Below are 22,278 nucleotides of genomic sequence, written 5' to 3'. Positions count from 1 at the left end.
GCCCGCATCATGACCCGGTTCGACTTCACCCGCGACGACGCATCGACGGGCTCGTCGCCCTGGGCGCGGGCGCAGGCGCTGTGGGTGGCGGCGTTGCTGGCGATCTGCGCCGCGCTCGCCCGGCTGTGGTCGCGGCTGCGTGCCCGGGACACGGCCACGCCGGCACCGGGCCCGGAGCCGGCCGTCGCCCACGACCGCTTCACCGTCCCACCCGAACTGCCCATCGAGTACCGCTCGGTGAACGCGCACCTGGCCGCGACGACCACGGCGCGCGCCGATCAGGTGGCGCTGCGCACGGCTGCACAGACCATCACCTACGGCGAGTTGCAGACCGCGGTGAATCGCTGGGCCGAGTCCCGACCGCAGCACCTCACGTCCCCGGCAGCCTTGGTCAGGGCCTCACTCGACGGCGCGACCGTGTCGATGATTCTCGGCCTGTTCGCCGCGCGGACCACCGTGGTCACCGTGGACCCGGCCACACCGGCCAACCGGACCGAGACCATCGCCACGATTCTGCGCGAGCACGGTTACGACGTTTCGTGGGTCGATCAGGAAACCGATGCCCCGGGACGGGGCACGGTCTCGGGTGCGGCACCCCTCGAGGAACCCGGCATCGCGGACGTGACGAGTATCCAGTTCACCTCGGGCTCCACCGGCACTCCCAAGGCCGTGCGGCACACCCACGGTCTGTGGCTGGCCGACGCCCAGCTGCTGAACCACCGCTTCGGCCTCACCGACGGCCGCAAGGTGGCGCTGTGCATGCCGATCAGTTTCGCCGGCGGACTCAACGTGCTGATCGGCTCACTGCTCGGCGGCGCCGAGATCATCGGGGTCGACCCGCGCGAGCACACCGGCCGCGAGGCCTTCGCCCGCATCGACTCGTCCGGCGCCGAGATCATCACCTGCACACCGGCGTTCATCGACGTCCTGCACACCGCGGCCCAGGGCGCCACGCTGGCCGGGATCACCCGCATCGTGGCCACCGGGGAGCCCCTGCACGCCCGGCACATCCGGCTGGCGCGCGAGGTCGCACCCAATGCCGTGATGACCAACTGGGCCGGCTCCACCGAGACGCTCGCCATCGCCAGCCACGACATCCATCCGCGGTCGCCGCTGCCGCACGGCGTGATTCCCATCGGAATCCCGTCACCGCACAAGCAGATCGACGTCCGCGATGACGGCTCGGTCTCGATCAGCTCGCGGCATCTGGGTGGGGGCTACCTGGATCCGACGGCGGCGGCAGCGTCGTTCACCGCGAACCCGGATGGCACCACCACCTACGCCGGCGGCGATATCGGCCGCTGGGACGCCGACGGCAACCTGGTGTTGTCGGGCCGCGCCGACAGCACCGTCAAGATCCGCGGTTATCTCGTCGAGCCCGCCGAGATCGAAGTCACCCTGCTGTCCTATGACGACATCCGGGAGGCCGTGGTGGTCGCCGACCGCGGCCTACCCGCCGCCCTGACTGCCTATGTCGCACCCAGCACCACCAGCCGCACCCCGGCGGTGGCCGACCTGCGCACCCGCTTACACCGGGATCTGCCCCCCTGGATGGTGCCCGCGCACATCGTGACGCTGCCCGCCCTGCCCCGCGGCGATCGCGGCAAGATCGACCGCAGCGCCCTGCCGCGACCGTGCCGTCCCCTCTTCGATCCGCCACGCGGACACCTCGAGAAGCTGGTCAGCCGGATCTGGGCCGACGTGCTGCACATCGAGTCGGTGGGCCGGTCCGACAGCTTCTACGCCCTGGGCGGTGACTCGATGTCGGTGGCTCAGATGTTGGTGGCGCTCAAGGACTCTCACGGACTGGCGCTGCAACCCTCGGATCTGGCCGGCGCCCCCACTGTCGCGCAGTTCGCGGCGCGCATCGCCGTCGGTCGGCATCTGACGCCGGCACAGCAGGTGCTCAACCCGACCACCGTCGCCCTGCGGGCGGTGTCGGCGAGCACGCGGGGCACACCGTTGTTCTGCTTCACCGGCGCCGGCGCGTCGGCATTGTGCTTCGCACCGCTGGCCGAACACGTGGGCGACGACACCGCGGTCTACGCCTTCGAGCCACAAGGCTTGGGCCGGCGCGCGATTCCCGATTTCTCCGTCCGGCGGGCCGCCCGCCGCCACGTCGCCGATGTGCGCCGCATCCAACCGGAGGGGCCGTACACCCTGATCGGGCATTCGCTGGGGGCCCACGTCGCGCTGGAGGTGGCGCGGCTGCTCGAGGGTCAGGGCGCCGCCGTCGAGATGGTGGTCATGCTCGACCCGTGGGTGCCGCCGAAGGTGGCCCAGGACGCCAAGCGCGAGAGGCCGGACACCGAGGTGACGTTGCACTCCAACGTCGACGCCGACTGGCGCGTCTGGTGGGACCGGCAACGACGTTTCCCGTTGGCCGGCCTGTTCTTCGGCGGTTACGAGCGCCGCACGCTCGCCACCGAGGAAGTCGGGATGATGTCGGTGTTCTTCCACCGCCCACAACCGTGGGACGGGCGCGCGCTGTTGATCCTGAGCCATCTCAACCAGGACGACCCGAGCCTGTGGCCCCGCATCCTCACCGGAGACCTCGACATCCGGACTGTCGACTGCGATCACCATTCGATCGTGCGCGAACCACACATCGGCGCCGTCGTCGACATGCTCGCCGCGGCATCGAGGAAGCCGGCGCTGGGCGCCTCGGCGGGCTGAGCCCGGCGGCTCAGCCGATGTGCAGCGGGTCGATCTGCACCCGGACCGGCTCGTTGTCCTTCTTCGCGCTGCGGGTCCCGGCGGCCCGGCGCAGCGCGGCGGCCAACGGCAGACCTTCGTTGCGGCCCACCCGCACCAGCATCCGGATCACGTCGTCGTCATCCTTGGCCCCGGCCGGGCGGCGCACCCCCGGGGGCAACTCCACCGGCCCCAGGACATCGGCGTCCTCGGGCAGGTGGGCGTCCTCCAGCAGCGCCGAGACCGCCGCGCCGGTGCCGTCCAGGGCGGCCATGTGCACACACGGCGGCAGGCCGACATCGCCACGCCCGTCCAGTTCGGAATCGGCGTGGCCCACCGGATCCCAGCGGATCAGCGCCTGCACGGCGGGGATCGCCGCCTCCGCCACCACCGCCACGGTGCCGCCGTCCCCGCGCGGACGCACCAGCGCCGCCGCCCCCATCCACCGGCGCAGAGTGTCCTCACCGGCGCGCAGGTCCTGCCTGCCCAACAACGCCCAGCTGTCGAGCAGCAGCGCCGCGCCGTAACCGCCCGTTGCGCTGGGTTCGGCGCCCGGGGTGGCGACCACCAGCGCAGGGCCGGCGTCGACCGTCGAGAGCATCGACTCCCCCGACGAGGTGAACACCGGCACCCCGGGAAACGTGCGGCCCAACTCCTCCGCGGTGCGGCGGGCACCGATCACTGCCGCCCGGACGGCATCGGAGCCGCACCGCGCACACCGCAGCGCGGCCTCGGCGCGACCGCACCAGCGGCACAACGCGATTCCGCGGTCACCGACCGGCCCGGTCAGCGACAGCGGGCCGGTGCAGTGTCGGCAACGGGCGATGGTGCGGCACCGCCCGCACGCCAGCGACGGCACGTAACCCCGGCGCGGCACCTGGATCAACACCGGGCGCTCGGCGGCCAGTGCGGAGCGCGCGGCCTGCAACGCCATCGAGGGCAGCCGCGCGGTCCGCGCTGCGGGGTCGCGCTCGTCGGCGTAGCCGCTGTCGTCGAGCGCGACCACCCGCGGCGCGTGAGCCCGTACCACCGGGCGCGGTGCCACCAGGTCGTGCGCCCATCCGCTGCGCACCAGCGCATGCACTTCCGCGGTACGGGAGAATCCACCGATCATCGCCGCGCAGCGCAACTGGTGGGCCCGCAACATGGCCACCTCCCTGGCGTGCGGATACGGTGACCGGGGTTCGGACAGCGTGTCGTCACCGTCGTCCCACAGCAGCACCAGGCCCAGCTCGTGTACGGGCGCGAAAACCGCGCTGCGCGTGCCGATCACCACCCGCGCGGACCCCCGCAGCACCGACAGCCACCGGCGATAGCGTGCCGAGGGCCCCAGGCCCGCGGCCAGAGCCACCACGCTGTCGGCGTCACAGTGCCGGATCATCGCCGCGTGCAGGGCATCGACATCGCGCTGGTCCGGCACGATGGCCAGTACGCTGCGATGCCCGAGCAGGGTGGTGGCGGCCGCCTCGGCGAACCGGTCCACCCAGTTCTCGCCGGGCAGGGCCTGCCAGGCCGCGCGGGCGGCACGGCCGTGGCGCAGCGCCTCGAGGAAGGTGTTGCTGCGGGCGTAGTTGCTCCAGCCCGTGACATCCGGGGCGATGACCGCGGAATGCACGGTGGCAGTGGGTGTTTCCTTCTCCACCTTGGCGTGCCGCGGCGGGATGGCCAGCCGCAGCACATCAGGGCGGGTGCCGGCATAGCGGGCGGCCACCGCTTCGGTGAGCCGGCGCACCTCCGGGGTGAGCACCGGTTCCGGCGACACCACCCGGTCCAGCCAGCCGAGCTTGCCCTCGTGGTCGGTGTCGGATCGCCGTTCCAGGACGTACCCGTCGACCAGACGGCCGTGAAACCGGACCCGCACCCTCACCCCGGGCTGGGCATCGTCGGATTGCTCGGCCGAGACCAGATAGTCGAAATCGCGATCGAGGTGGGGCACCGTCAGCATCGGCAGCACCCGCGCGATGGGTTCGTGCTCGGCGGCCCGGCGCGGCGCACTCATATCGCGGGTGTGGCGGAGCCGTTCGACGCAGCGGCGGGTTCCCGCCCGAAGAGCAATCCCGCGGTGATCAACACGATGGCGGCGCCGTAGGCCCACCAGATCGGGACCGCCAGAAGCTGGTCACCCCGGACGAATTCGCTGACGCCGATCATCCCGTCGGAGATCGCGAAACACACCGCTCCCAGCGCGATCCACGGGGTGGGCAGCCGGGCCAGCAGGGCCGCGCACACCATCGCCGCGAGCACACCGATATAGGCCACCACCGGGATGGTCAGCCCCTGCGCCGCCAGGGCCGGCCAGAACCAGACCAGCAGTGCCACACAGGCCGCCACCACGAGCGCCGACGCCAGCACCCGCCCCCGGGCGGCCGAGCGCACCGGCCGGGCCAGGGGTACCAGGGCGGCCAGGAAGCACAGATGCGCCACCAGAAACGACGCCAGACCACCGACGAACGACGGCTCCCACCACGGCATCGCCAACAGGTAGTCACCGCAGGCCGAGAACACCAGCGCCGCACACAGCAGCCACCGCTCGCGCAGCCCAGGGCAGGCCAGCGCGGCCGCGGCCAGCAGAACCGCCATCACGGCCTTGAAGGCGGGCTGCCCGGCGAACTGTCCCGTCAGCTCCGACCCGGCCGGCAGCCGCAGCGCGACCAACACCAGGAACACGCCGTAGCACGCACCCACCACCGCGCCGGTGAGCCACAGTCTGGTGGACCACGCGGCGGAGGTTGTCCGGGTGTCAGCCGTCGACGCCATGCAGAGAAAGGTACTGGACGCGCTCCACTACGGATTCGGCGTTCCCACAGGGCCGGCGCTCAGGCGTAGCGCAGCCGTTGGTCGTCGCCGTCAATCAGCTCCAGCACGGCGCGCGAGGCGCGCTGCGCCGCCCGCGCCCGCACCCTCGGTGGCGCATTCCAGAGCACCGGCGCCTCCACACTGATCGGGATCTCGGCGGGCAGCGCCTCCAGCATCGAGATCAAGTCGATGCAGCCCTCCCCCGGGAACAGTCGCGCATTGCGACCCTGATACACCAGCTCCTCGACGCTCTGCGGCGGCTCGGCCACCGCGTCGCAGATCTGCGCGTATCGGATCCACTCCAGCGGCAGGGCGCCCAGATCGGCCGGAGTGTTCGACGCCCGGTGGTAGTGGATGGCGTCGACGAGCAGACCCACGTTGTGGTGCCCGCTGCGGGTCAGCACCGCGGTGGCCTCGCCGAGGTCGCGCACATGGGTCCACGGCATGGGTTCGAGATTCGGCGTGAGGCCGTATTCGGTTGCCAATTCTGCCAATTCGGCGAAGTTGTCAGCGGTCCGGCCATGGTCCGGGTCGTAACCGGTGACCAGTACCTGCTGCGCGCCGAGGTAGGCACCGGTCTCCAGGAACGCGCCGTAGTCGTCGCGGATCCGGGTCTCGGGTGTCAACCGGAGCACCTCGATGTCGATCAGTTGCACCCCGGAGTCGTCGAGACGCCGCTTGGTGTCGCGGACCAACGGCGTCATGCCGATGGTCGGCCGCAGCGGCTCCGCGGGCGTCGCACGGATCAGGCGCAGGCCCACCGCATCAAAACCCACCGCGGCCGCGACCTCGACCATTTCGTCCGGCCCGAGTTCGAGGACCGTCAACGGAGCCAGGGCCAGCAAGCGTCCCGATCTGGTCATGCTGTCTCCTGACGTCCGCACGGTTCCGGACGGGGAACCTCACAAAAAAATCCGACTGGGAATTCTCGCCGCTGGGGAACCGCTTCGGGGGGCTACCTTTTGGCCCCACCGGCTACAGCGAAGCGCCTCACGCGTTGCGCCGCTGTCCACACCGGCCGGGAATGTGTGACAGGTCACCATGGATTTGCCGAAAGCACGGTGAGGGGTTCGTTGCTACCGGATATCGACCCGCCGGGCCGCCGCCGTTCGAGCCCTCCACATGGCACCTGATCGCCCAAAGACCAGCGCGTACACCTCGGCCGGCTACCGGCTCGTGATCCGCCCGCGGGCCAGCCGCGTTTGCCGGCGGCCAGGGTGCACCGCAGCGAGGCGACCCGGTGCCACCGACAGGGCAGAGTCGGTGGGCAAACAGAAAAGTTCCTGGCGCTCGGTCTGGGCTTGGCCATTTCGGTGGTACCACCTGGTGCCCGCAGCGTCCGGCGCGGCCCGTACGTTTGATCACGTGCCCGCTATCGACGCCCTCCTCCAGCAAGTTCTGGATGCTGTTCCCTTCCAACTGACCACAGACGGCGGAGTCGAGGCCGCCCGAGCGCGGTTCCGTGACCTGCCGCGGCAGCCGATCCTGCCGGAGGTCACCGCGCGCGACCTGGTGCTCGACGGGCCCGGTGGGGCGCTCCCGATAAGGGTCTACACGCCGCCGTCCTCGGGCGCAGCCCTGCCGGTGGTGCTCTACTTCCACGGCGGCGGATTCGCGGTCGGCGACCTGGACACCCACGACGGCACGGCCCGTCAACACGCGGTGGGCGCCGACGCCGTGGTGGTGTCGGTGGATTACCGGCTGGCCCCCGAGCATCCGCATCCGGCCGCGGTGGACGACGCCTGGGCGGCCACCGCCTGGGTGGCGAGCCACGCGCCGGAACTGGGGGCCGACGCGTCGCGGTTGGCCGTCGCCGGTGACTCGGCCGGTGGCAACCTGGCGGCGGTGATGGCGCAGCTGGCCCGCGACGACGCCGGCGTGGACATCGCCTTTCAGCTGCTGTGGTATCCGACTGTGTTGTGGGACAACACGTTACCGTCGTTCATCGAGAATGCTCAGGCGCCGATCCTGGACCTGCGGGCCGTCGAGGCGTTCTCGGCGTGGTACGCCGGGGCCCTGGATGTCACCGACCCCGACGCCATCCCGACCACCCTGGCACCGGGGCGGGCGACGGACTTCACCGGGCTGCCACCTGCCTATATCGCCGTCGCCGGACACGACCCGTTGCGTGACGACGGTATCGGGTACGCCGAAAGACTCTCGGCGGCAGGGGTTTCCGTGACGCTGGATCACGCCGAGACGCTGGTGCACGGCTATCTCGGTTACGCCGGGATCGTGCCCGCCACCACCGAGGCGATGAATCGTGGCCTAACCGCGCTGCGGGCGGCGCTGCACTCATAGAGTGGGGTGATGCCCGACCATCACTGCCTGATCATCGGCGCCGGATTCTCCGGTATCGGCGCCGCCATCAAGCTCGATGAGGCCGGGCTGCACGACTACCTGATCGTCGAGGCCGCCACCGAAGCCGGGGGCACCTGGTTCTGGAACACCTACCCCGGCATCGGCGTCGACATCCCGTCGTTCTCCTACCAGTTCTCCTTCGAGCAGAGCCCACACTGGTCACGTACGTACGCGCCGGGCCGCGAACTGAAGGCCTATGCCGACCACTGTGTCGACAAGTATCGCCTCCACGATCGAATCCGGTTCGCCACCACTGTCATCGCGGCCGAATTCGACGACGCCGACGACCTCTGGCGGCTACGCACCGCCGAGGGTGAGGAGATCACCGCGCGGTTCTTCATCAACGCTGCCGGTGTGCTGACGGTGCCCAAGCTGCCGGACATCCCCGGGGTGGACAGCTTCGCCGGCCTCACCATGCACACGGCGCGCTGGGACCACAGCCAGGATCTGAGCGGCAAGCGGGTCGGCGTCATCGGCACCGGCGCCTCCGCGGTACAACTGATCCCCGAGGTCGCCCCGATCAGCGCACATCTGACGGTGTTCCAGCGCACCCCGATCTGGTGCTTTCCCAAAGCGGATCTGCCGTTGCCACGTCCGGTGCGCTGGGCGATGCGGGTGCCGGGGGCCAGGACCGTGCAGCGGCTGCTGAGCCAGGCCTTTGTGGAGGTGACGTTCCCGCTGACCGCGCACTACGCCACCGTGCTGCCGCTGGGGAAACGCGCCGAGGCCTTCGGCCACAGTTATCTGCGCAGCCAGGTGCACGACCCGGTGGTGCGGGACAAGCTGACCCCGCGCTACGCCGTCGGCTGCAAACGGCCGGGATTCCACAACACCTACCTGTCGACGTTCAACCGCGCCGACGTGCGGCTGGTCACCGCACCCATCGAAGCGGTGCACCCCGACGGCGTGGTGACCGCCGACGGCGAACTCCACGCGCTCGACGTACTGGTGCTGGCCACCGGCTTCAACGTCCTCGACGTCGACTCCACCAGCTTCACCGTCACCGGAAGCGGCGGCCGGTCACTGGCCGCCTTCTGGACCGAGAACCGGATGCAGGCCTACGAAGGTGTCAGCGTGCCCGGCTTCCCCAACTTCTTCTCCATCTGCGGCCCCTACGGATACGTCGGGTCGTCGTTCTTCGCGCTGATCGAGACCCAGACCCGCCACATCGTGCGGTGCCTGCGCGAAGCGCGCCGCCGCGACGAAACGCGGGTCGAGGTCAGCCCCGAGGCCAATGACCGCTATTTCGCCGAGATGATGCGTAAACGGCACCGGCAGATCTTCTGGCAGGACAGCTGCGCCGCCGCCAACAGTTACTACTTCGACAGCCACGGGGACGTACCACTGCGCCCCGCGACCACCTTCGCCGCGGATTGGCGCAGCCGGCACTTCGACCTCGACGACTACCGGTTCACGTCCGCTGCACCTGCCTCAGAACGCGGGTGAGACGTCCCCGCCGGGCCACTGCTCCTTGATGAAGTCGCGGGTGGCATCGCTGTGCAACAACTCGTTGAGTTTCACGATGTCGGGGTTGTCGGCGTTGTCCTGGCGACTGGCCAGGAAGTTGGCGTACGGGTTGTCCTCGATCGACTCGACGATCAGGGCGTCGTCGAGGGTGTAGCCGGCTTCCAGGAAGTAGTTGCCGTTGAGGATCGCCAGGTCGACATCCGGGACGGCCTTGGCCTGCAGATCCGGTGCGGCTTCGATGAATTGGAGATTCTTCGGGTTGCCTACGGTGTAGACGTTGACGTCTCCGCTCGCCGGCAGCGTCACCAGATTCTTCGACGCCAGCAGCGCCAGTGCCCTGGCCTGGTTGGAGCCGTCGTCGGTGATGCTGATGCGGGCGCCGTCCGGCAGGTCCTCGGCATTGGTGAACTTCTCCGAGAAGGCGGCATACGGTTCGATGTGCACACCCGGGAACTCGTGCAGCTGATAACCGAAGTCGGCCACCTGCTCCTCGAAGTACGGTTTGTGCTGGAAGTAGTTGGCGTCGATATCACCTTCGGAGAGCCAGCGGTTGCCCAGCGAGTAGTCGTCGAACACCCGGATGTCGAAGTCCAGGCCGGCATCCTTGGCCGGGCCGTTCTTGATGAACTCGAGGATTTCGGCGTGCGGGATCTGGGTGGCTGCCACGGTGAGGCGGTGCTTGTTCTCGTCACCGCGCAGCCAGAAGAACCCGGCGACGGCCAGAACGAGGACCACCACTGCACCGAGCGCGGCGTACAGCGGCCACTTGGGTTTCGGCGGGCCTGCGGGGGTTTCGGTCATGATGTGTGAATCCGTTCAGTCGATGGTGTGGAAGGACAACCGCTACAAGGACACTCGCTCGAGGCCAGCAGTCTCACCCCCTCCGCGTCGGGCCCGGTGGTCGGTCTTGCGGGCGAAATAGTCGCCCACCACCTGGAAAATGGTGGCCAGCACGATCAGCAGCAGCACCGTCGTCCAGAGCACCGGCCCGTCGTACGAGCGGGCGCCGTAGCGGATCGCCAGGTCACCCAGTCCCCCACCGCCGATCACGCCGGCCAGCGCGGAGTACCCCAGCAGGGCGATGATCGTGATCGTCAGCCCGGCGATGATGCTGCTGATGGCCTCCGGCAGAAGCGTTTTGGTGATGATCTGCCACCGGGTGGCGCCCACCACCCTGGCCGCGTCGATCTTGCCGGCGTTCACCTCGCGCAACGACGACTCCACCAGCCGCGCCAGGAACGGGATGGTGCCGATGGTCAGCGGCACCATGGCCGCGACGGTGCCCAGGCTCGACCCCACCAGCAGCCGGCCCAGCGGCCAGAGGGCGATCACCAGCACCAGGAACGGCAGCGAGCGCAGTACGTTGACGATGACTCCGAGGGTGCGGTTGAGCCAGCGGACCGGCGAAAGTCCGCCTGGCGCCGTGGTGTACAGCAGCACACCCAGCGGGATACCGAAGATGATCACCACGACGAACGGGATGAACACCAGCTGCAGGGTCTGGTTCAGCGCCACCGGTACCGCGTCGGTGTCGAGCAGGATCGAGTCGTGCAGCCAGGCGGTGAATCCGTCGAAGATGCTCACGCCGGTACCACCGCTGAGAGGCCCTGTGCCGCGAACCATTTCGTGTAGCGATCGGCGTGTTCCGGAGCCGAGTGCCCGATTCCGGTCAGGCTCAGCTGGAACTGTGACACCGACTGCCCGCCCAGATGCAGCACTTCGCCGTCGAGGATGCGCACCTCGGTGTCGAGGTCGCGGGCCAATGCGCCGATGAACGCCGCCGAGGCATCGGCGCCGGCGTGCACGTTGACGATGAGCTCGCCGGCGGCGGGGGCCGGTGGGGCCGCCAGCGGCGGCAGCAGACCCGAAGCCGGATCGCTGGCGACCTCAGCCAGCGAGCCGGCAGCGATGACCCGCCCCGAAGACAGCACCGCCACCCGATCGGCGATCTGCCGGACGATGCCCAGGTCATGGGTGATCAGCAGGATCGTCACATCCAGCTCGTCCCGTAACTGGGTCAACAACCCCAGGATCTCCTGCGTGGTGGTGGGGTCCAGCGCGCTGGTCGGTTCGTCGGCCAGCAGCACCGACGGCTTGGCCGCCAGCGCCCGGGCGATGCCCACCCGCTGCTGCTGACCGCCGGACAGCTGCGCCGGGTAGTCCTCGCCGCGGCCGGCCAGGCCCACCAGCTCCAGCAGTTCCTGAGCCCGGTGCCAGCGTTTGGTCCGGTCCCATCCGGCGATCTCCAGCGGGTATTCGATATTGCGCCGCGCGGTGCGGTTGTCCAACAGGTTCGCCGACTGGAAGACATTGCCGAGACGCCGGCGCGCGGTCCGCAGTTCCCGCTCGGACAGTGCGGTGAGGTCCTGGCCGTCGAGCACCACCCGGCCTCTGGTGGGGCGTTCCAGCAGCGCGATGTTGCGGACCAGCGTGCTCTTGCCCGAGCCGCTGCTGCCCACGACGCCGAGGATCTCGCCTTGGCCGACGGAGATCGACACCCCGTCGAGCGCCCGCGTCTCGCCGTAGACCTTCGTCAGGTCTTCGGTGTGGATAGACATTCTGGGCCTGCCTCAACGGTCTGCACGGACAACGCGCTAGATACTAAGAAGCAGCGGCCACCGGTCCTGACCACCCGGCGATGAATTCACCCTTTCCGCAGGGGTTTTCGCTCAAATCAAGGTGAGTAAAACTCGGCGACCGAAAAAGCGACGAGGGTCGTGATCCCAGACGGATCACGACCCTCGAAGCAATCTGGAGACTAGACGGAAGCCTTCAGGTCGTCGACCTTGTTGACCTGCTCCCACGGCAGTTCGATATCGGTGCGGCCGAAGTGACCGTAGGCGGCGGTCTGCGCGTAGATCGGCCGCAGCAGATCCAGATCGCGCACGATCGCACCCGGACGCAGGTCGAAGACCGACGTGATGGCCTTCTCGATGCGGGCCGGGTCGACGGTCTCGGTGCCGAAGGTCTCCACGAACAGACCCACCGGAGCCGCCTTGCCGATGGCGTAGGCGACCTGGACCTCGACGCGCTCGGCCAGGCCGGCGGCGACGACGTTCTTGGCAACCCAGCGCATCGCATACGCGGCCGAGCGGTCCACCTTGGACGGATCCTTGCCGGAGAAGGCGCCGCCACCGTGGCGGGCCCAGCCGCCGTAGGTGTCGACGATGATCTTGCGACCGGTCAGTCCGGCGTCACCCATCGGACCGCCGAGCACGAACTTGCCGGTCGGGTTGACCAGCAGGCGGAAATCGGAGGTGTCCAGGGTCTCGTGCGCCAAGTCGTCGAGCACGGTGTTGACGACCTTTTCCCGGATGTCGGGCGACAGCATGGTGTCCAGGTCGATGTCGGCGGCGTGCTGCGTCGAGAGCACCACGGTGTCCAGCCGTACCGGGGTGGTGCCGTCGTACTGGATGGTCACCTGGGTCTTGCCGTCGGGACGCAGGTACGGCAGGACGCCGTTCTTGCGCACCTCGGTCAGGCGGCGCGACAGCCGGTGGGCCAGCGCGATCGGCAGCGGCATCAGCTCGGGGGTGTCCTTGATGGCGTAGCCGAACATCAGGCCCTGGTCGCCGGCGCCCTGCAGATCCAACGGATCCACGGCGCCTTCCACCCGGGTCTCATGAGCGGTGTCGACACCCTGGGCGATATCCGGCGACTGCGCGCCGATGGCGATGTTCACCCCGCACGAGGCGCCGTCGAAGCCCTTGGTCGACGAGTCATAGCCGATGTCGAGGATGCGGTCACGCACGATCTTCGGGATGTCGGCGTAAGCGCTGGTGGTCACCTCGCCCGCGACATGCACCTGACCCGTGGTCACCAGCGTCTCGACCGCCACCCGCGAACGAGGATCCTCAGCCAGGAGCGCGTCGAGCACCGAGTCACTGATGGCGTCACAGATCTTGTCGGGATGCCCCTCGGTCACCGACTCGCTCGTGAACAGCCGTGCTTTGCTCACGTCCCCATCCCTTCCGGCGCTAGGCCCTCATTCACAGTTCAGCCGGGCGAAGTTTATCGCCGTTGTCGTCGTCAGCCCCCGCAGCGTGCCCGTATGCAGCCGTCATGCGCAACTCGGGGTAGCGGGTGTCAGTTTCTCCCAGACTGAAGAATTTGTCCGATCGCGTCCACAATACGGCTCGCCATGAGTGTTTTGGACCCGTGCTCCAGCGCCGCTTCGGTGCCGTCGGCGGCCAGCAACCACCCGTCATTGCTGTCCACCTCGAATGCGCGCCCTTCGCCGACGGCGTTGACCACCAGCAGGTCGCAGCCCTTGCGCTTGAGCTTCGCGCGGGCGTGGAACAACACATCACCCGAGGCGTCGCCGGTTTCTGCGGCGAAGCCGACGATCGCCTGCATGTTGGGCAGCTGACCGTCGGTGCGGGCGCGGACGGCGCCCGCGAGCACGTCGTCGTTGCGCACCAGCTCGATGGACGTCGGTTCCGAGTCGCCGCCCTTCTTCATCTTTGTCGCCGCGACCTGGGCGGGGCGGAAATCGGCGACCGCGGCCGCCATCACCAAGACGTTCACGTCCGGGGCGTGTTTGGACACCGCGTCGCGCAACTGCGCGGCCGATCCGATGTGCACGACGTCGACGCCGGCGGGGTCGGGCAGCGCGGCGGTGTTACCGGCGATCAGGGTGACCTCGGCGCCACGTTGAGCGGCCACCCGGGCCACGGCGTAGCCCTGCTTACCGGAGCTGCGGTTGCCGAGGAAGCGCACCGGGTCCAGCGCCTCGCGGGTGCCACCCGCGGTCACCAGCATCTTGACCCCGGTGAGGTCGAAGGGCAACGCATCGGCCCGGGCCAGCAGCAGTTCAGCGAATGTGGTGATCTCTTCGGGTTCCGGCAACCGGCCCGGTCCGGAGTCGCGACCGGTCAGTCGGCCGGAGGCGGGCTCGAGGACCACGGCGCCACGCTGTCGCAGCGTCGCCACGTTGTCGACGGTGGCCGGATGCAGCCACATCTCGGTGTGCATCGCCGGGGCGAACAGCACCGGACAGCGCGCGGTCAAGAGAGTGGCGGTCAGCAGGTCGTCCGCACGGCCGGCGACCGCACGGGCCAGCAGGTCGGCGGTGGCCGGGGCGATCACCACCAGATCGGCCTCCTGGCCGATGCGCACGTGCGGCACCTCGGAGACGTCCTCGAAGACGCCGGTGTGTACGGGGTGCCCGGAAAGGGCTTCGAAGGTGGCCGCGCCGACGAAACGCAGCGCGGACTCGGTGGGCACGACGCGCACGTCGTGCCCGGCTTCGGAAAGCTGACGGATCACCGAGCAGGCCTTGTAGGCGGCGATACCGCCTGCCACTCCGACGACGACCCGTTTGCGGCTCACGGGCGACAGCTCTGGTCGACGGGCGGACAGTGACGCCCCTGGTCTTGGCCCCCGAGCCTCATCCGCGCAGCGCCTGCCCTATTCGCCTTCGGTGTGCTCGAGGAGGTCGCCGTGGATCTCGCGCATGGCGATCGAGAGCGGCTTCTCCTGCAGACCCGGCTCGACGAGCGGACCCACGTATTCGAGGATGCCGTCGCCCAGCTGGTTGTAGTAGTCGTTGATCTGACGGGCGCGCTTGGCGGCGTAGATCACCAGCGCGTACTTGCTCGACGCACGGTCGAGCAGCTCGTCGATGGGCGGGTTGGTGATGCCCAGCGGCGTGTCGTAGGCACCCTGGAGCGCCGAGCCCGCAGCCGTGTCGAACTGGTCAACACCGGACAGCGTATCGGGATTGGTCACGTAGAAATCTCCTGGCGATTATCGGGTGGAGCTCAAAAATGCGCGTCAAGACGACGTCGATGAAGCGTCCGGCGCAGTTCCTGCCAGCAAGGATACCAATTCCGCGCAGGCAGCCTCTAATTGCCTGTTCACGACAATGACATCGAAGTCATTCTGGGCGGCGATCTCGGCCCGCGCGGTGTCGAGACGGCGCCGCATCACCTCGGGTGACTCGGTGCCGCGGCCGACGAGCCGGCGCTCGAGATCTTCCCAGCTGGGCGGCGCCAGGAACACCGACACCGCCTCGGGCATGGCTTGCTTGACCGATCGGGCGCCGGCCAAGTCGACCTCGATGAGCACCGGATTCCCGGCCGCCACCGCCTCCAGGACCGGTTGCGCCGGGGTCCCGGAGCGGTGCAGGCCGCGGTGGATCTCCGCCCACTCGAGCAGCGCGCCCCGGTCGATCAATCGCTGGAACGCCTCGGTGGACACGAAGTGGTAATCCACTCCGTCGACCTCCCCAGGGCGCGGGGCCCTGGTGGTGGCCGACACACTGAAATGCAGCTGCGGAAGCCGTTCCCGCAGGCATCTGACCACGGTGGACTTACCGACCGCAGAGGGACCGGACAGCACGACCACACGGCCTCGGGAGCCTGGGCTCCCAGGGCCGCGGGGCGCGCCGCTATCCGGTCCCCCGACAGCGATCACCGACCTCTACGAGGGGTCGAACTTGTCCAGCAGCGCCTTGCGCTGCCGGTCGCCCAGGCCGCGCAGACGACGCGTCGGGGCGATCTCCAGCTCGGTCATGATCTCCTGCGCCTTGACCTTGCCGACCTTGGGCAGGGCTTCCAGCAGTGCGGAGACCTTCATCTTGCCCAAGACCTCATCGGTCTCGGCATCCTTGAGCACCTGGGAGAGGTTGGTGCCGCCACGCTTGAGCCGATCTTTGAGTTCGGCTCGTGCTCGACGAGCGGCAGCAGCCTTCTCCAACGCTGCCGCGCGCTGTTCGTCGGTCAACTGGGGAAGGGCCACGGTTCCTCCGTCTCATAACCATCTTGTCGATCGCGACCTGAACAGATCGCGATCATTGTTTTGTCTCGGCCGGGGTACGCCAGCCAGCGACGACGACCGTACCCACGCTGACTGACGAAATCTAACCCCACCCCCCTTCGGCTCCGACAAAGGCCCAGCGTGTAGGCCCCGACACGCCGTGATCCGGACCGGTGGGCGGGCACCGGCAGACGCGTCGGCGGCGGGTTGCCCGGAGCCGCGGGCCGCCGGTGAATCCGCTGCGCAACACCGCTTTTCGCCATACCCGCCAGTTCTCTGCCACGTCCCGGCTGTCACTCGGGCGCCCGATCGGCCGACTCCAGCGGCTTCTCAGAAGACTTCCTGGCGTGTCGCGCGTGTCGGCAAAAGTCCGCTGACCACGGCAAGAGCACTTTTCATCGCATCTGTCACGCCAGTCACTCCGAACGCATAGGACGGCTAACGGTTCACCGCGACGGATCCGTTACCGGTTGCACAGGCTGGGCCCATCGGCGCCACATCGCGGCCACACGGTCGCTCCATAGCGTCAGCGGCGTTGGTCAACCGCCAACCACGAGATCCTCGACAGATTCGGAGTCGTTCCAGATGAAGTTCACCCGCATGATCGCCACCTCGACGCTCGCGGCCGGCGTCGCCGCCGCCGGCCTCTTCGGCCTCGGAACGGGCGTTGCCGCCGCGAACCCGGGTCAGCCGTGCGGTGGGCCCGGGCAGGCGGTCTGCCAGCCGAACCCCGGGCCGAACGGCAACCTCCCGGTCAACCAGCGCGGAATCGACCAGGGCCGACAGGACCACAAGCCGTTCATGTACGAGGGCCATCAGGTGACCCCGTTGCCCGCGGGCAATGGGGCGGGCTGGGGTTTCTGGTTCCTGGGGCGATGGATCGCGCTCTAGACCGGCCGGTCGAGAGACGGCCGTTCTTGGCTAGCGCTTGATCTCCACCAACAGCACCCACGCGTTGGCGGTGGCAGACAGAAAACCCGTGGCGACGGCGGCGGTCACCCAGTACAGACCGCCGCCGGCGCCGGCGGCCAACGAGACGCCGGCAAGAACGAACATCAGGGCCGGCCCCAGCAGCACCGACACCTGATACCAGGTGCGAGCCGGAGGGCGGCCCTGCCGGTGCCGCAGTCCGGCCACCAGCGCCGCCACCGACATCGCCACACCCAGGGCACCCAGTTCAGCGGCCACGACGCCGACCGGCTGCCCGGGCGTCACCAACAAGATCGAGGCCACCAGGATCGTCACGGTGAGACCCAACGTCGCGGCCGCACGCGCCGGGACACCGGGATAGGCGAGCACGTCGCTGAGATTCAGCGACAGCCCGACGAACAGCAGTCCTGCGAATGCGGCGGCACCTCCCCCGACCGCCTGCGCGAAATCCGACCAGGCAGCCACGTCATAGGCCGTCACCGTGCCCCCTACCCTCGCCCCCTACCCTCGCCGTGCTCCGAGAGTCTAGAGCGGACGGATTCAGCGGCGGGCGATTCCCGAGGTACGTGCGGAGGCCTTCTCCGCGGCCCTGGCCGCGTCTCTGGCCGAGGCATCGGCGATCCAGCGCTGCAACCTGCCCGCGGTGCGCCACAGCGCGGCCTGCAGCGCCTCCGACCCGGCCTCGGCCTGCGCGCCGCGGATGAGCTGGTCGGCGATCCGGGTGACGATGGCCACGGGGATCCGCACCGTCGTGTCACCGGAGGCCTGAACGCGCCCGGCCAGCGTCCTGCTGTCCTCGGCCAGCTCACCGACAGCCTGCGCCGCCCCGGAGTCCGGCTGCTGACGGTAGGCTTGCGCGAGCGCTCCCATGCACGTAATTGCCTGGTGTGCAGTACTTTTCGGTATCATCACGGTGGCACCCGGAGTCATACCCGGATACTGCCTCATCCGCCTTGCCGCCAGGCAACACCCGCGACAACACCGTCCGAACTCCCAGCGGGCGGTTGGTGATTCGGGCCAGCGTCAGGCCAGATGTGCCACGGCGTCGCGCAGCCGCTCGGCGGCGGCACGCACTGCCGCGACGTCGGGCCCGGCCCGCAACACCTCTCGTGACACCGCCGGCAGCAGCTGACCCGGTAGCGCACCTCCCAGGCCGGCCAACGCCTCCGGACGGCCACCCTGAGCGCCGACGCCGGGCACCAGCACGGGGCCGGACAGTGCGCTCACATCCGGTGGGTCGGGCAAGGTGGCGCCGACGACGACGCCCACCGACCCGGGCTCCGGTGCCCGGGTGCGGTTGACGGCTGCTGCGGCGTCCACCATCGACTGCGCGAGGGTGCGCCCGTCCGCCGTCACCGCCTGCTGCACGCCGGCGCCTTCCGGATTCGACGTGGCCGCCAGGACGAAGACACCGCGGTCGTGCGCCGCCGCGGTGTCTAGCAGGGGCGCAAGCGAGCCGAACCCCAGGTACGGCGAGGCCGTCACCGCGTCACATGCCAACGGTGAATCCCCGGCCCACGCCGCGGCGTAGGCCGCCATGGTGGTGCCGATGTCCCCGCGTTTGGCGTCGGCGAGCACCAGCACCCCGGCGCTGCGCAGTTCGGCGATGGTCCGTTCCAGCACGGCGTAGCCCGCCGAGCCGTAGGTCTCGAAGAACGCGACCTGTGGTTTGACGACGGCGAACCCGTCGAGGGCCGTCACGCACACCTCACAGAACGCGGCCAGCCCGTCGGCATCCGCCGTGAGCCCCCATGCGGTCAGCAACTCGGGATGCGGGTCGATCCCCACACACAGCGGGCCACGGGCTTGTACCGCGTCGCGCAACCGGGCACCGAAACCGGGCACCTGGCTAGTTCCCGTCCAGCGCGGCGTGCAACTCCTGCAGCGACCGCACCCCGATATCGCCCCGGATACCGGCCTCGATGCCCTGCACCGCCGCCGAGGCACCCTGCACCGTCGTCACACACGGGATGTTCATCTGCACCGCCGCGGCGCGGATCTCGTAGCCGTCGATACGCGGGCCGGAGTTGCCGTACGGGGTGTTGATCACCATGTTGACCTCGCCGGCGCGGATCACGTCGACCGCCGACCTCGCCGGCCGGTCGGGAGTGGCCTCCTCGAAGATCTTGCGCACCACGTCACAGGGAATCCCGTTGCGGCGCAGCATCTCCGCGGTGCCGTCGGTGGCCAGGACCTTGAAACCCAGATCGGCCAGGCGCTTCACCGGAAACACCAGCGAACGCTTGTCACGATTGGCCACCGACACGAACACCGTGCCCTGGGCCGGCAACGAGCCGTAGGCCGCGGTCTGGCTCTTGGCGAACGCACTGCCGAAGTTCTGGTCGATGCCCATCACCTCACCGGTGGACTTCATCTCCGGCCCCAGCAGCGATTCGACATTGGACCCGTCGGCCTTGCGGAACCGGTGGAACGGCAGCACGGCTTCCTTCACGGCGATCGGCGCGTTCGGCGCCGGGCTGGCCCCGTCACCCTCGGCGGCCAAGAGGCCCTCACTGCGCAGCTGCGCGATGGTGGCGCCCAACATGATTCGCGCGCAGGCCTTCGCCAGCGGCACCGCGGTGGCCTTCGACACGAACGGCACCGTGCGGCTGGCGCGCGGGTTGGCCTCCAGCACGTAGAGCACGTCGTCCTTGAGCGCGTACTGCACGTTGAGCAGGCCCACCACGCCGATACCGTGGGCGATCGCCTCGGTGGCCCGGCGCACCGAGTCGATGTCCTGGCGGCCCAGGGTCACCGGCGGCAGCGCGCATGCGGAGTCGCCGGAATGGATGCCGGCTTCCTCGATGTGTTCCATCACCCCGCCGATGTAGACGTCGGTGCCGTCGCACAGCGCGTCGACGTCGATCTCGATGGCGTCTTCGAGGAAGCGGTCCACCAGCACCGGATGTTCCGGGGACAGTTCGGTCGCGCGGGTGATGTAACCCTCGAGAGTCTGCTCGTCGTAGACGATCTCCATGCCGCGACCACCGAGCACATACGACGGGCGCACCAGCACCGGGTAGCCGATGTCGGCGGCGATCTTGCGGGCCTGCTCGAAGCTGGTGGCGGTGCCGAACCGGGGCGCGGGCAGTCCTGCACCTGCCAGCACCTCACCGAACCGGCCACGGTCCTCGGCCAGGTCGATCGCCTCGGGCCTGGTGCCCACGATCGGCACGCCCGCCTTCTCCAGCCGCTCGGCCAGTCCCAGCGGCGTCTGCCCGCCGAGCTGGACGATCACCCCGACGACGCCCGGTCCGCCTTCACCGGAGGCCTGTTCGGCGTGGTAGACCTCGAGGACGTCCTCGAAGGTCAGGGGTTCGAAGTACAGCCGGTCGGCGGTGTCGTAGTCGGTGGACACCGTCTCCGGGTTGCAGTTCACCATCACCGTTTCGAACCCGGCCTGGCTCAGCGTGGTGGCCGCGTGCACACAGCTGTAGTCGAATTCGATGCCCTGGCCGATCCGGTTCGGGCCCGAACCCAGGATCAGCACCTTGGGCTTCTCCGTCTGCGGCGCCACCTCGGTCTCGGCGCCGGGATCGAGCTCATAGCTGCTGTAGTGATAGGGCGTGCGGGCCTCGAACTCGGCGGCACAGGTGTCGACGGTCTTGTACACCGGACGGATGCCCAGGCGCTGACGCAGCGAACGAACCCCGTTCTCGCCTGCCAGTTCCGGCCGCAGCGCCGCGATCTGACCGTCCGAGAGGCCCTTGTGCTTGCTGCGCCGCAGCAGGTCCTGGTCGAGCACGGGAGCGTCGAGCAGTTCGGCGCGCAATTCGACCAGTCCGGCGATCTGGTCGACGAACCACGGGTCGACGCCGGAGGCCTGGGCCACCTGCTCCACGGTGCCGCCAAGGCGCAGCGCGTATTCGATGTCGTAGAGGCGACCGTCGGTGGGGGTCTGCAGCCTGGTCAGCACCTCTTCCAGCGAACCCTCCGCGGCCGGGCCCGTCCAGAAGCCCGCCTTCTTGGTCTCCAGCGAGCGCATCACCTTGCCGAGGGCTTCGATGAAGTTGCGGCCCAACGACATCGCCTCGCCCACCGACTTCATGGTGGTGGTCAGGGTGGCATCGGCGCCGGGGAACTTCTCGAACGCGAACCGCGGCGCCTTGACCACCACGTAGTCCAGCGTCGGCTCGAAGCAGGCCGGGGTCTCCTTGGTGATGTCGTTGACGATCTCGTCGAGGGTGTAGCCGATGGCCAGCTTGGCGGCGATCTTGGCGATCGGGAAGCCGGTGGCCTTCGAGGCCAGCGCGCTGGAGCGGGACACCCGCGGGTTCATCTCGATGACGATCAACCGGCCGTCGTTCGGGTTCACCGCGAACTGGATGTTGCAGCCGCCGGTGTCGACGCCGACCTCACGCAGGATCGCGATACCCAGGTCACGCATCACCTGGTACTCACGGTCGGTCAGCGTCATCGCCGGGGCGACGGTCACCGAGTCGCCGGTGTGCACGCCCATGGGGTCGACGTTCTCGATGGAGCACACCACCACCACGTTGTCGCGGCCGTCGCGCATCAGCTCGAGTTCGTACTCTTTCCACCCGTAGATCGATTCCTCGATCAGCACGTTGGCACTCGGCGAGGCGGCCAGCCCGTCACCGGCCATCCGCTCCACGTCTTCGACCGTGGCGGCCATGCCCGAGCCCAGCCCACCCATGGTGAAGCTGGGCCGCACCACGACCGGCAACCCGAGCTCCTCGACGGTCTCGCGCACTTCCTCCATGGTGAAACAGACTCGGCTGCGGGCGGATTCACCGCCCACCTTCGCCACGATGTCCTTGAACTTCTGCCGGTCCTCACCACGCTGGATGGCGTCGAAGTCGGCGCCGATGAGTTCGACGCCGTACCTTTCCAGCGCTCCGTTCTCCGACAGCGCGACCGCGGTGTTGAGCGCGGTCTGCCCGCCCAGAGTGGCCAGCAGCGCGTCGATCTTGTTACCGCGCTCGGCCTGCTGGGCGATCACCCGCTCGACGAACGCCGGGGTGATCGGTTCGATGTACGTGTTGTCGGCGTACTCCGGGTCGGTCATGATCGTCGCCGGATTGGAATTGATCAAGGTGACCTGCAGCCCCTCGGCACGCAGCACCCGGCAGGCCTGGGTTCCGGAGTAGTCGAACTCGGCGGCCTGGCCGATCAGGATCGGGCCGGAGCCGATGACCAGGACGTGGTTGAGGTCGGTACGACGCGGCATTACTTGCTTCTCTCCTCAGCGCGAGCGCGCGTGTTTGTACAGATTTCAGCGGCGTGTTGCGCACAGACACGCGCGCTCGC

General features: G+C 68.9%; 19 protein-coding genes. 4 read left to right on the top strand and 15 right to left on the bottom strand.

From position 1 onward, the window contains the following. Positions 1-9: 9 nt before the first annotated feature. Entirely contained in the window at positions 10-2,676 is a 2,667-nt protein-coding gene (locus tag NL241_RS16170; protein WP_494398073.1) for an alpha/beta fold hydrolase, read from the top strand. A gap of 10 nt (positions 2,677-2,686) precedes the next feature. Here the strand turns inward: NL241_RS16170 and NL241_RS16165 are convergent, their stop codons facing one another. Genes NL241_RS16165 through NL241_RS16155 form a run of 3 tightly spaced genes read right to left on the bottom strand, consistent with a single transcriptional unit; the run spans position 2,687 to position 6,353 of the window. Then, complete coding sequence (locus tag NL241_RS16165) at positions 2,687-4,693, bottom strand: primosomal protein N' (RefSeq protein WP_494398072.1); 2,007 nt, start codon at positions 4,691-4,693, stop codon at positions 2,687-2,689. Then, entirely contained in the window at positions 4,690-5,451 is a 762-nt protein-coding gene (locus tag NL241_RS16160; protein WP_487693590.1) for a lysoplasmalogenase, read from the bottom strand. Before NL241_RS16160 ends, NL241_RS16165 begins: the two co-directional genes overlap by 4 nt. A gap of 59 nt (positions 5,452-5,510) precedes the next feature. Then, positions 5,511-6,353: a sugar phosphate isomerase/epimerase family protein gene (locus NL241_RS16155; protein WP_494398071.1), complete on the bottom strand. Its 843-nt coding sequence runs from the start codon at positions 6,351-6,353 to the stop codon at positions 5,511-5,513. 502 nt (positions 6,354-6,855) lie between these two features. Between NL241_RS16155 and NL241_RS16150 the strand changes: the two genes are divergently transcribed. Together NL241_RS16150 and NL241_RS16145 are read left to right on the top strand one after the other, a co-directional pair. After that, entirely contained in the window at positions 6,856-7,791 is a 936-nt protein-coding gene (locus NL241_RS16150) for an alpha/beta hydrolase (protein ID WP_494398070.1), read from the top strand. A gap of 9 nt (positions 7,792-7,800) precedes the next feature. After that, on the top strand, positions 7,801-9,297 hold the full coding sequence (locus NL241_RS16145) for a flavin-containing monooxygenase (protein ID WP_494398069.1): 1,497 nt from the start codon (positions 7,801-7,803) through the stop codon (positions 9,295-9,297). On the opposite strand, the gene NL241_RS16140 is transcribed toward NL241_RS16145, so the two are convergent. From NL241_RS16140 to mihF, 8 genes are all read right to left on the bottom strand, one after another. Continuing rightward, positions 9,283-10,119 (bottom strand): MetQ/NlpA family ABC transporter substrate-binding protein, encoded by an 837-nt coding sequence (locus NL241_RS16140; protein WP_487693586.1) that lies wholly within the window; start codon positions 10,117-10,119, stop codon positions 9,283-9,285. The two genes, NL241_RS16145 and NL241_RS16140, sit on opposite strands and share 15 nt — an antisense overlap. 42 nt (positions 10,120-10,161) lie before the next feature. Next, positions 10,162-10,902 carry a methionine ABC transporter permease gene (locus NL241_RS16135; protein WP_487693585.1) on the bottom strand — a complete coding sequence of 247 codons (741 nt, stop codon included), beginning with the start codon at positions 10,900-10,902 and terminating at the stop codon, positions 10,162-10,164. Next, positions 10,899-11,876: a methionine ABC transporter ATP-binding protein gene (locus NL241_RS16130; RefSeq protein ID WP_494398068.1), complete on the bottom strand. Its 978-nt coding sequence runs from the start codon at positions 11,874-11,876 to the stop codon at positions 10,899-10,901. The genes NL241_RS16135 and NL241_RS16130 overlap by 4 nt, the downstream gene beginning before the upstream one ends. A gap of 200 nt (positions 11,877-12,076) precedes the next feature. After that, on the bottom strand, positions 12,077-13,276 hold the full coding sequence (gene metK / locus NL241_RS16125; protein WP_487693583.1) for a methionine adenosyltransferase: 1,200 nt from the start codon (positions 13,274-13,276) through the stop codon (positions 12,077-12,079). A gap of 128 nt (positions 13,277-13,404) precedes the next feature. Then, the gene (coaBC, locus tag NL241_RS16120; protein ID WP_494398067.1) at positions 13,405-14,649 is read right to left on the bottom strand and encodes a bifunctional phosphopantothenoylcysteine decarboxylase/phosphopantothenate--cysteine ligase CoaBC; all 1,245 of its coding nucleotides are present in this window, start codon (positions 14,647-14,649) and stop codon (positions 13,405-13,407) included. A 78-nt stretch (positions 14,650-14,727) separates the two neighbouring features. Beyond that, on the bottom strand, positions 14,728-15,030 hold the full coding sequence (gene rpoZ, locus NL241_RS16115) for a DNA-directed RNA polymerase subunit omega (protein WP_487693715.1): 303 nt from the start codon (positions 15,028-15,030) through the stop codon (positions 14,728-14,730). Between the two features lie 63 nt (positions 15,031-15,093). After that, positions 15,094-15,732 carry a guanylate kinase gene (gene gmk / locus NL241_RS16110; RefSeq protein WP_487693714.1) on the bottom strand — a complete coding sequence of 213 codons (639 nt, stop codon included), beginning with the start codon at positions 15,730-15,732 and terminating at the stop codon, positions 15,094-15,096. A gap of 9 nt (positions 15,733-15,741) precedes the next feature. After that, positions 15,742-16,059, bottom strand: coding sequence for an integration host factor, actinobacterial type (gene mihF / locus NL241_RS16105; RefSeq protein WP_068916654.1), 318 nt, complete (start codon positions 16,057-16,059; stop codon positions 15,742-15,744). 603 nt (positions 16,060-16,662) lie between these two features. Here mihF and NL241_RS16100 point away from each other — a divergent pair. Further along, positions 16,663-16,968 carry a hypothetical protein gene (locus NL241_RS16100; protein WP_494398066.1) on the top strand — a complete coding sequence of 102 codons (306 nt, stop codon included), beginning with the start codon at positions 16,663-16,665 and terminating at the stop codon, positions 16,966-16,968. Positions 16,969-16,998: 30 nt separating this feature from the next. Here the strand turns inward: NL241_RS16100 and NL241_RS16095 are convergent, their stop codons facing one another. From NL241_RS16095 to carB, 4 genes are all read right to left on the bottom strand, one after another. After that, complete coding sequence (locus NL241_RS16095; protein WP_487693581.1) at positions 16,999-17,487, bottom strand: hypothetical protein; 489 nt, start codon at positions 17,485-17,487, stop codon at positions 16,999-17,001. Positions 17,488-17,547: 60 nt separating this feature from the next. Beyond that, positions 17,548-17,877, bottom strand: coding sequence for a hypothetical protein (locus NL241_RS16090; protein ID WP_487693580.1), 330 nt, complete (start codon positions 17,875-17,877; stop codon positions 17,548-17,550). 153 nt (positions 17,878-18,030) lie between these two features. After that, positions 18,031-18,852, bottom strand: a complete 822-nt coding sequence (gene pyrF, locus NL241_RS16085; protein WP_487693579.1) for an orotidine-5'-phosphate decarboxylase — start codon at positions 18,850-18,852, stop codon at positions 18,031-18,033. Between the two features lie 4 nt (positions 18,853-18,856). Next, positions 18,857-22,198 carry a carbamoyl-phosphate synthase large subunit gene (carB, locus tag NL241_RS16080; protein WP_487693578.1) on the bottom strand — a complete coding sequence of 1,114 codons (3,342 nt, stop codon included), beginning with the start codon at positions 22,196-22,198 and terminating at the stop codon, positions 18,857-18,859. Positions 22,199-22,278 lie beyond the last annotated feature (80 nt).

The sequence above is a fragment of the Mycolicibacterium sp. SMGY-1XX genome (genome assembly GCF_059132455.1).
Note: the sequence above shows the minus strand (reverse complement) of the source record. Positions and strands in the feature narration are given on the sequence as shown.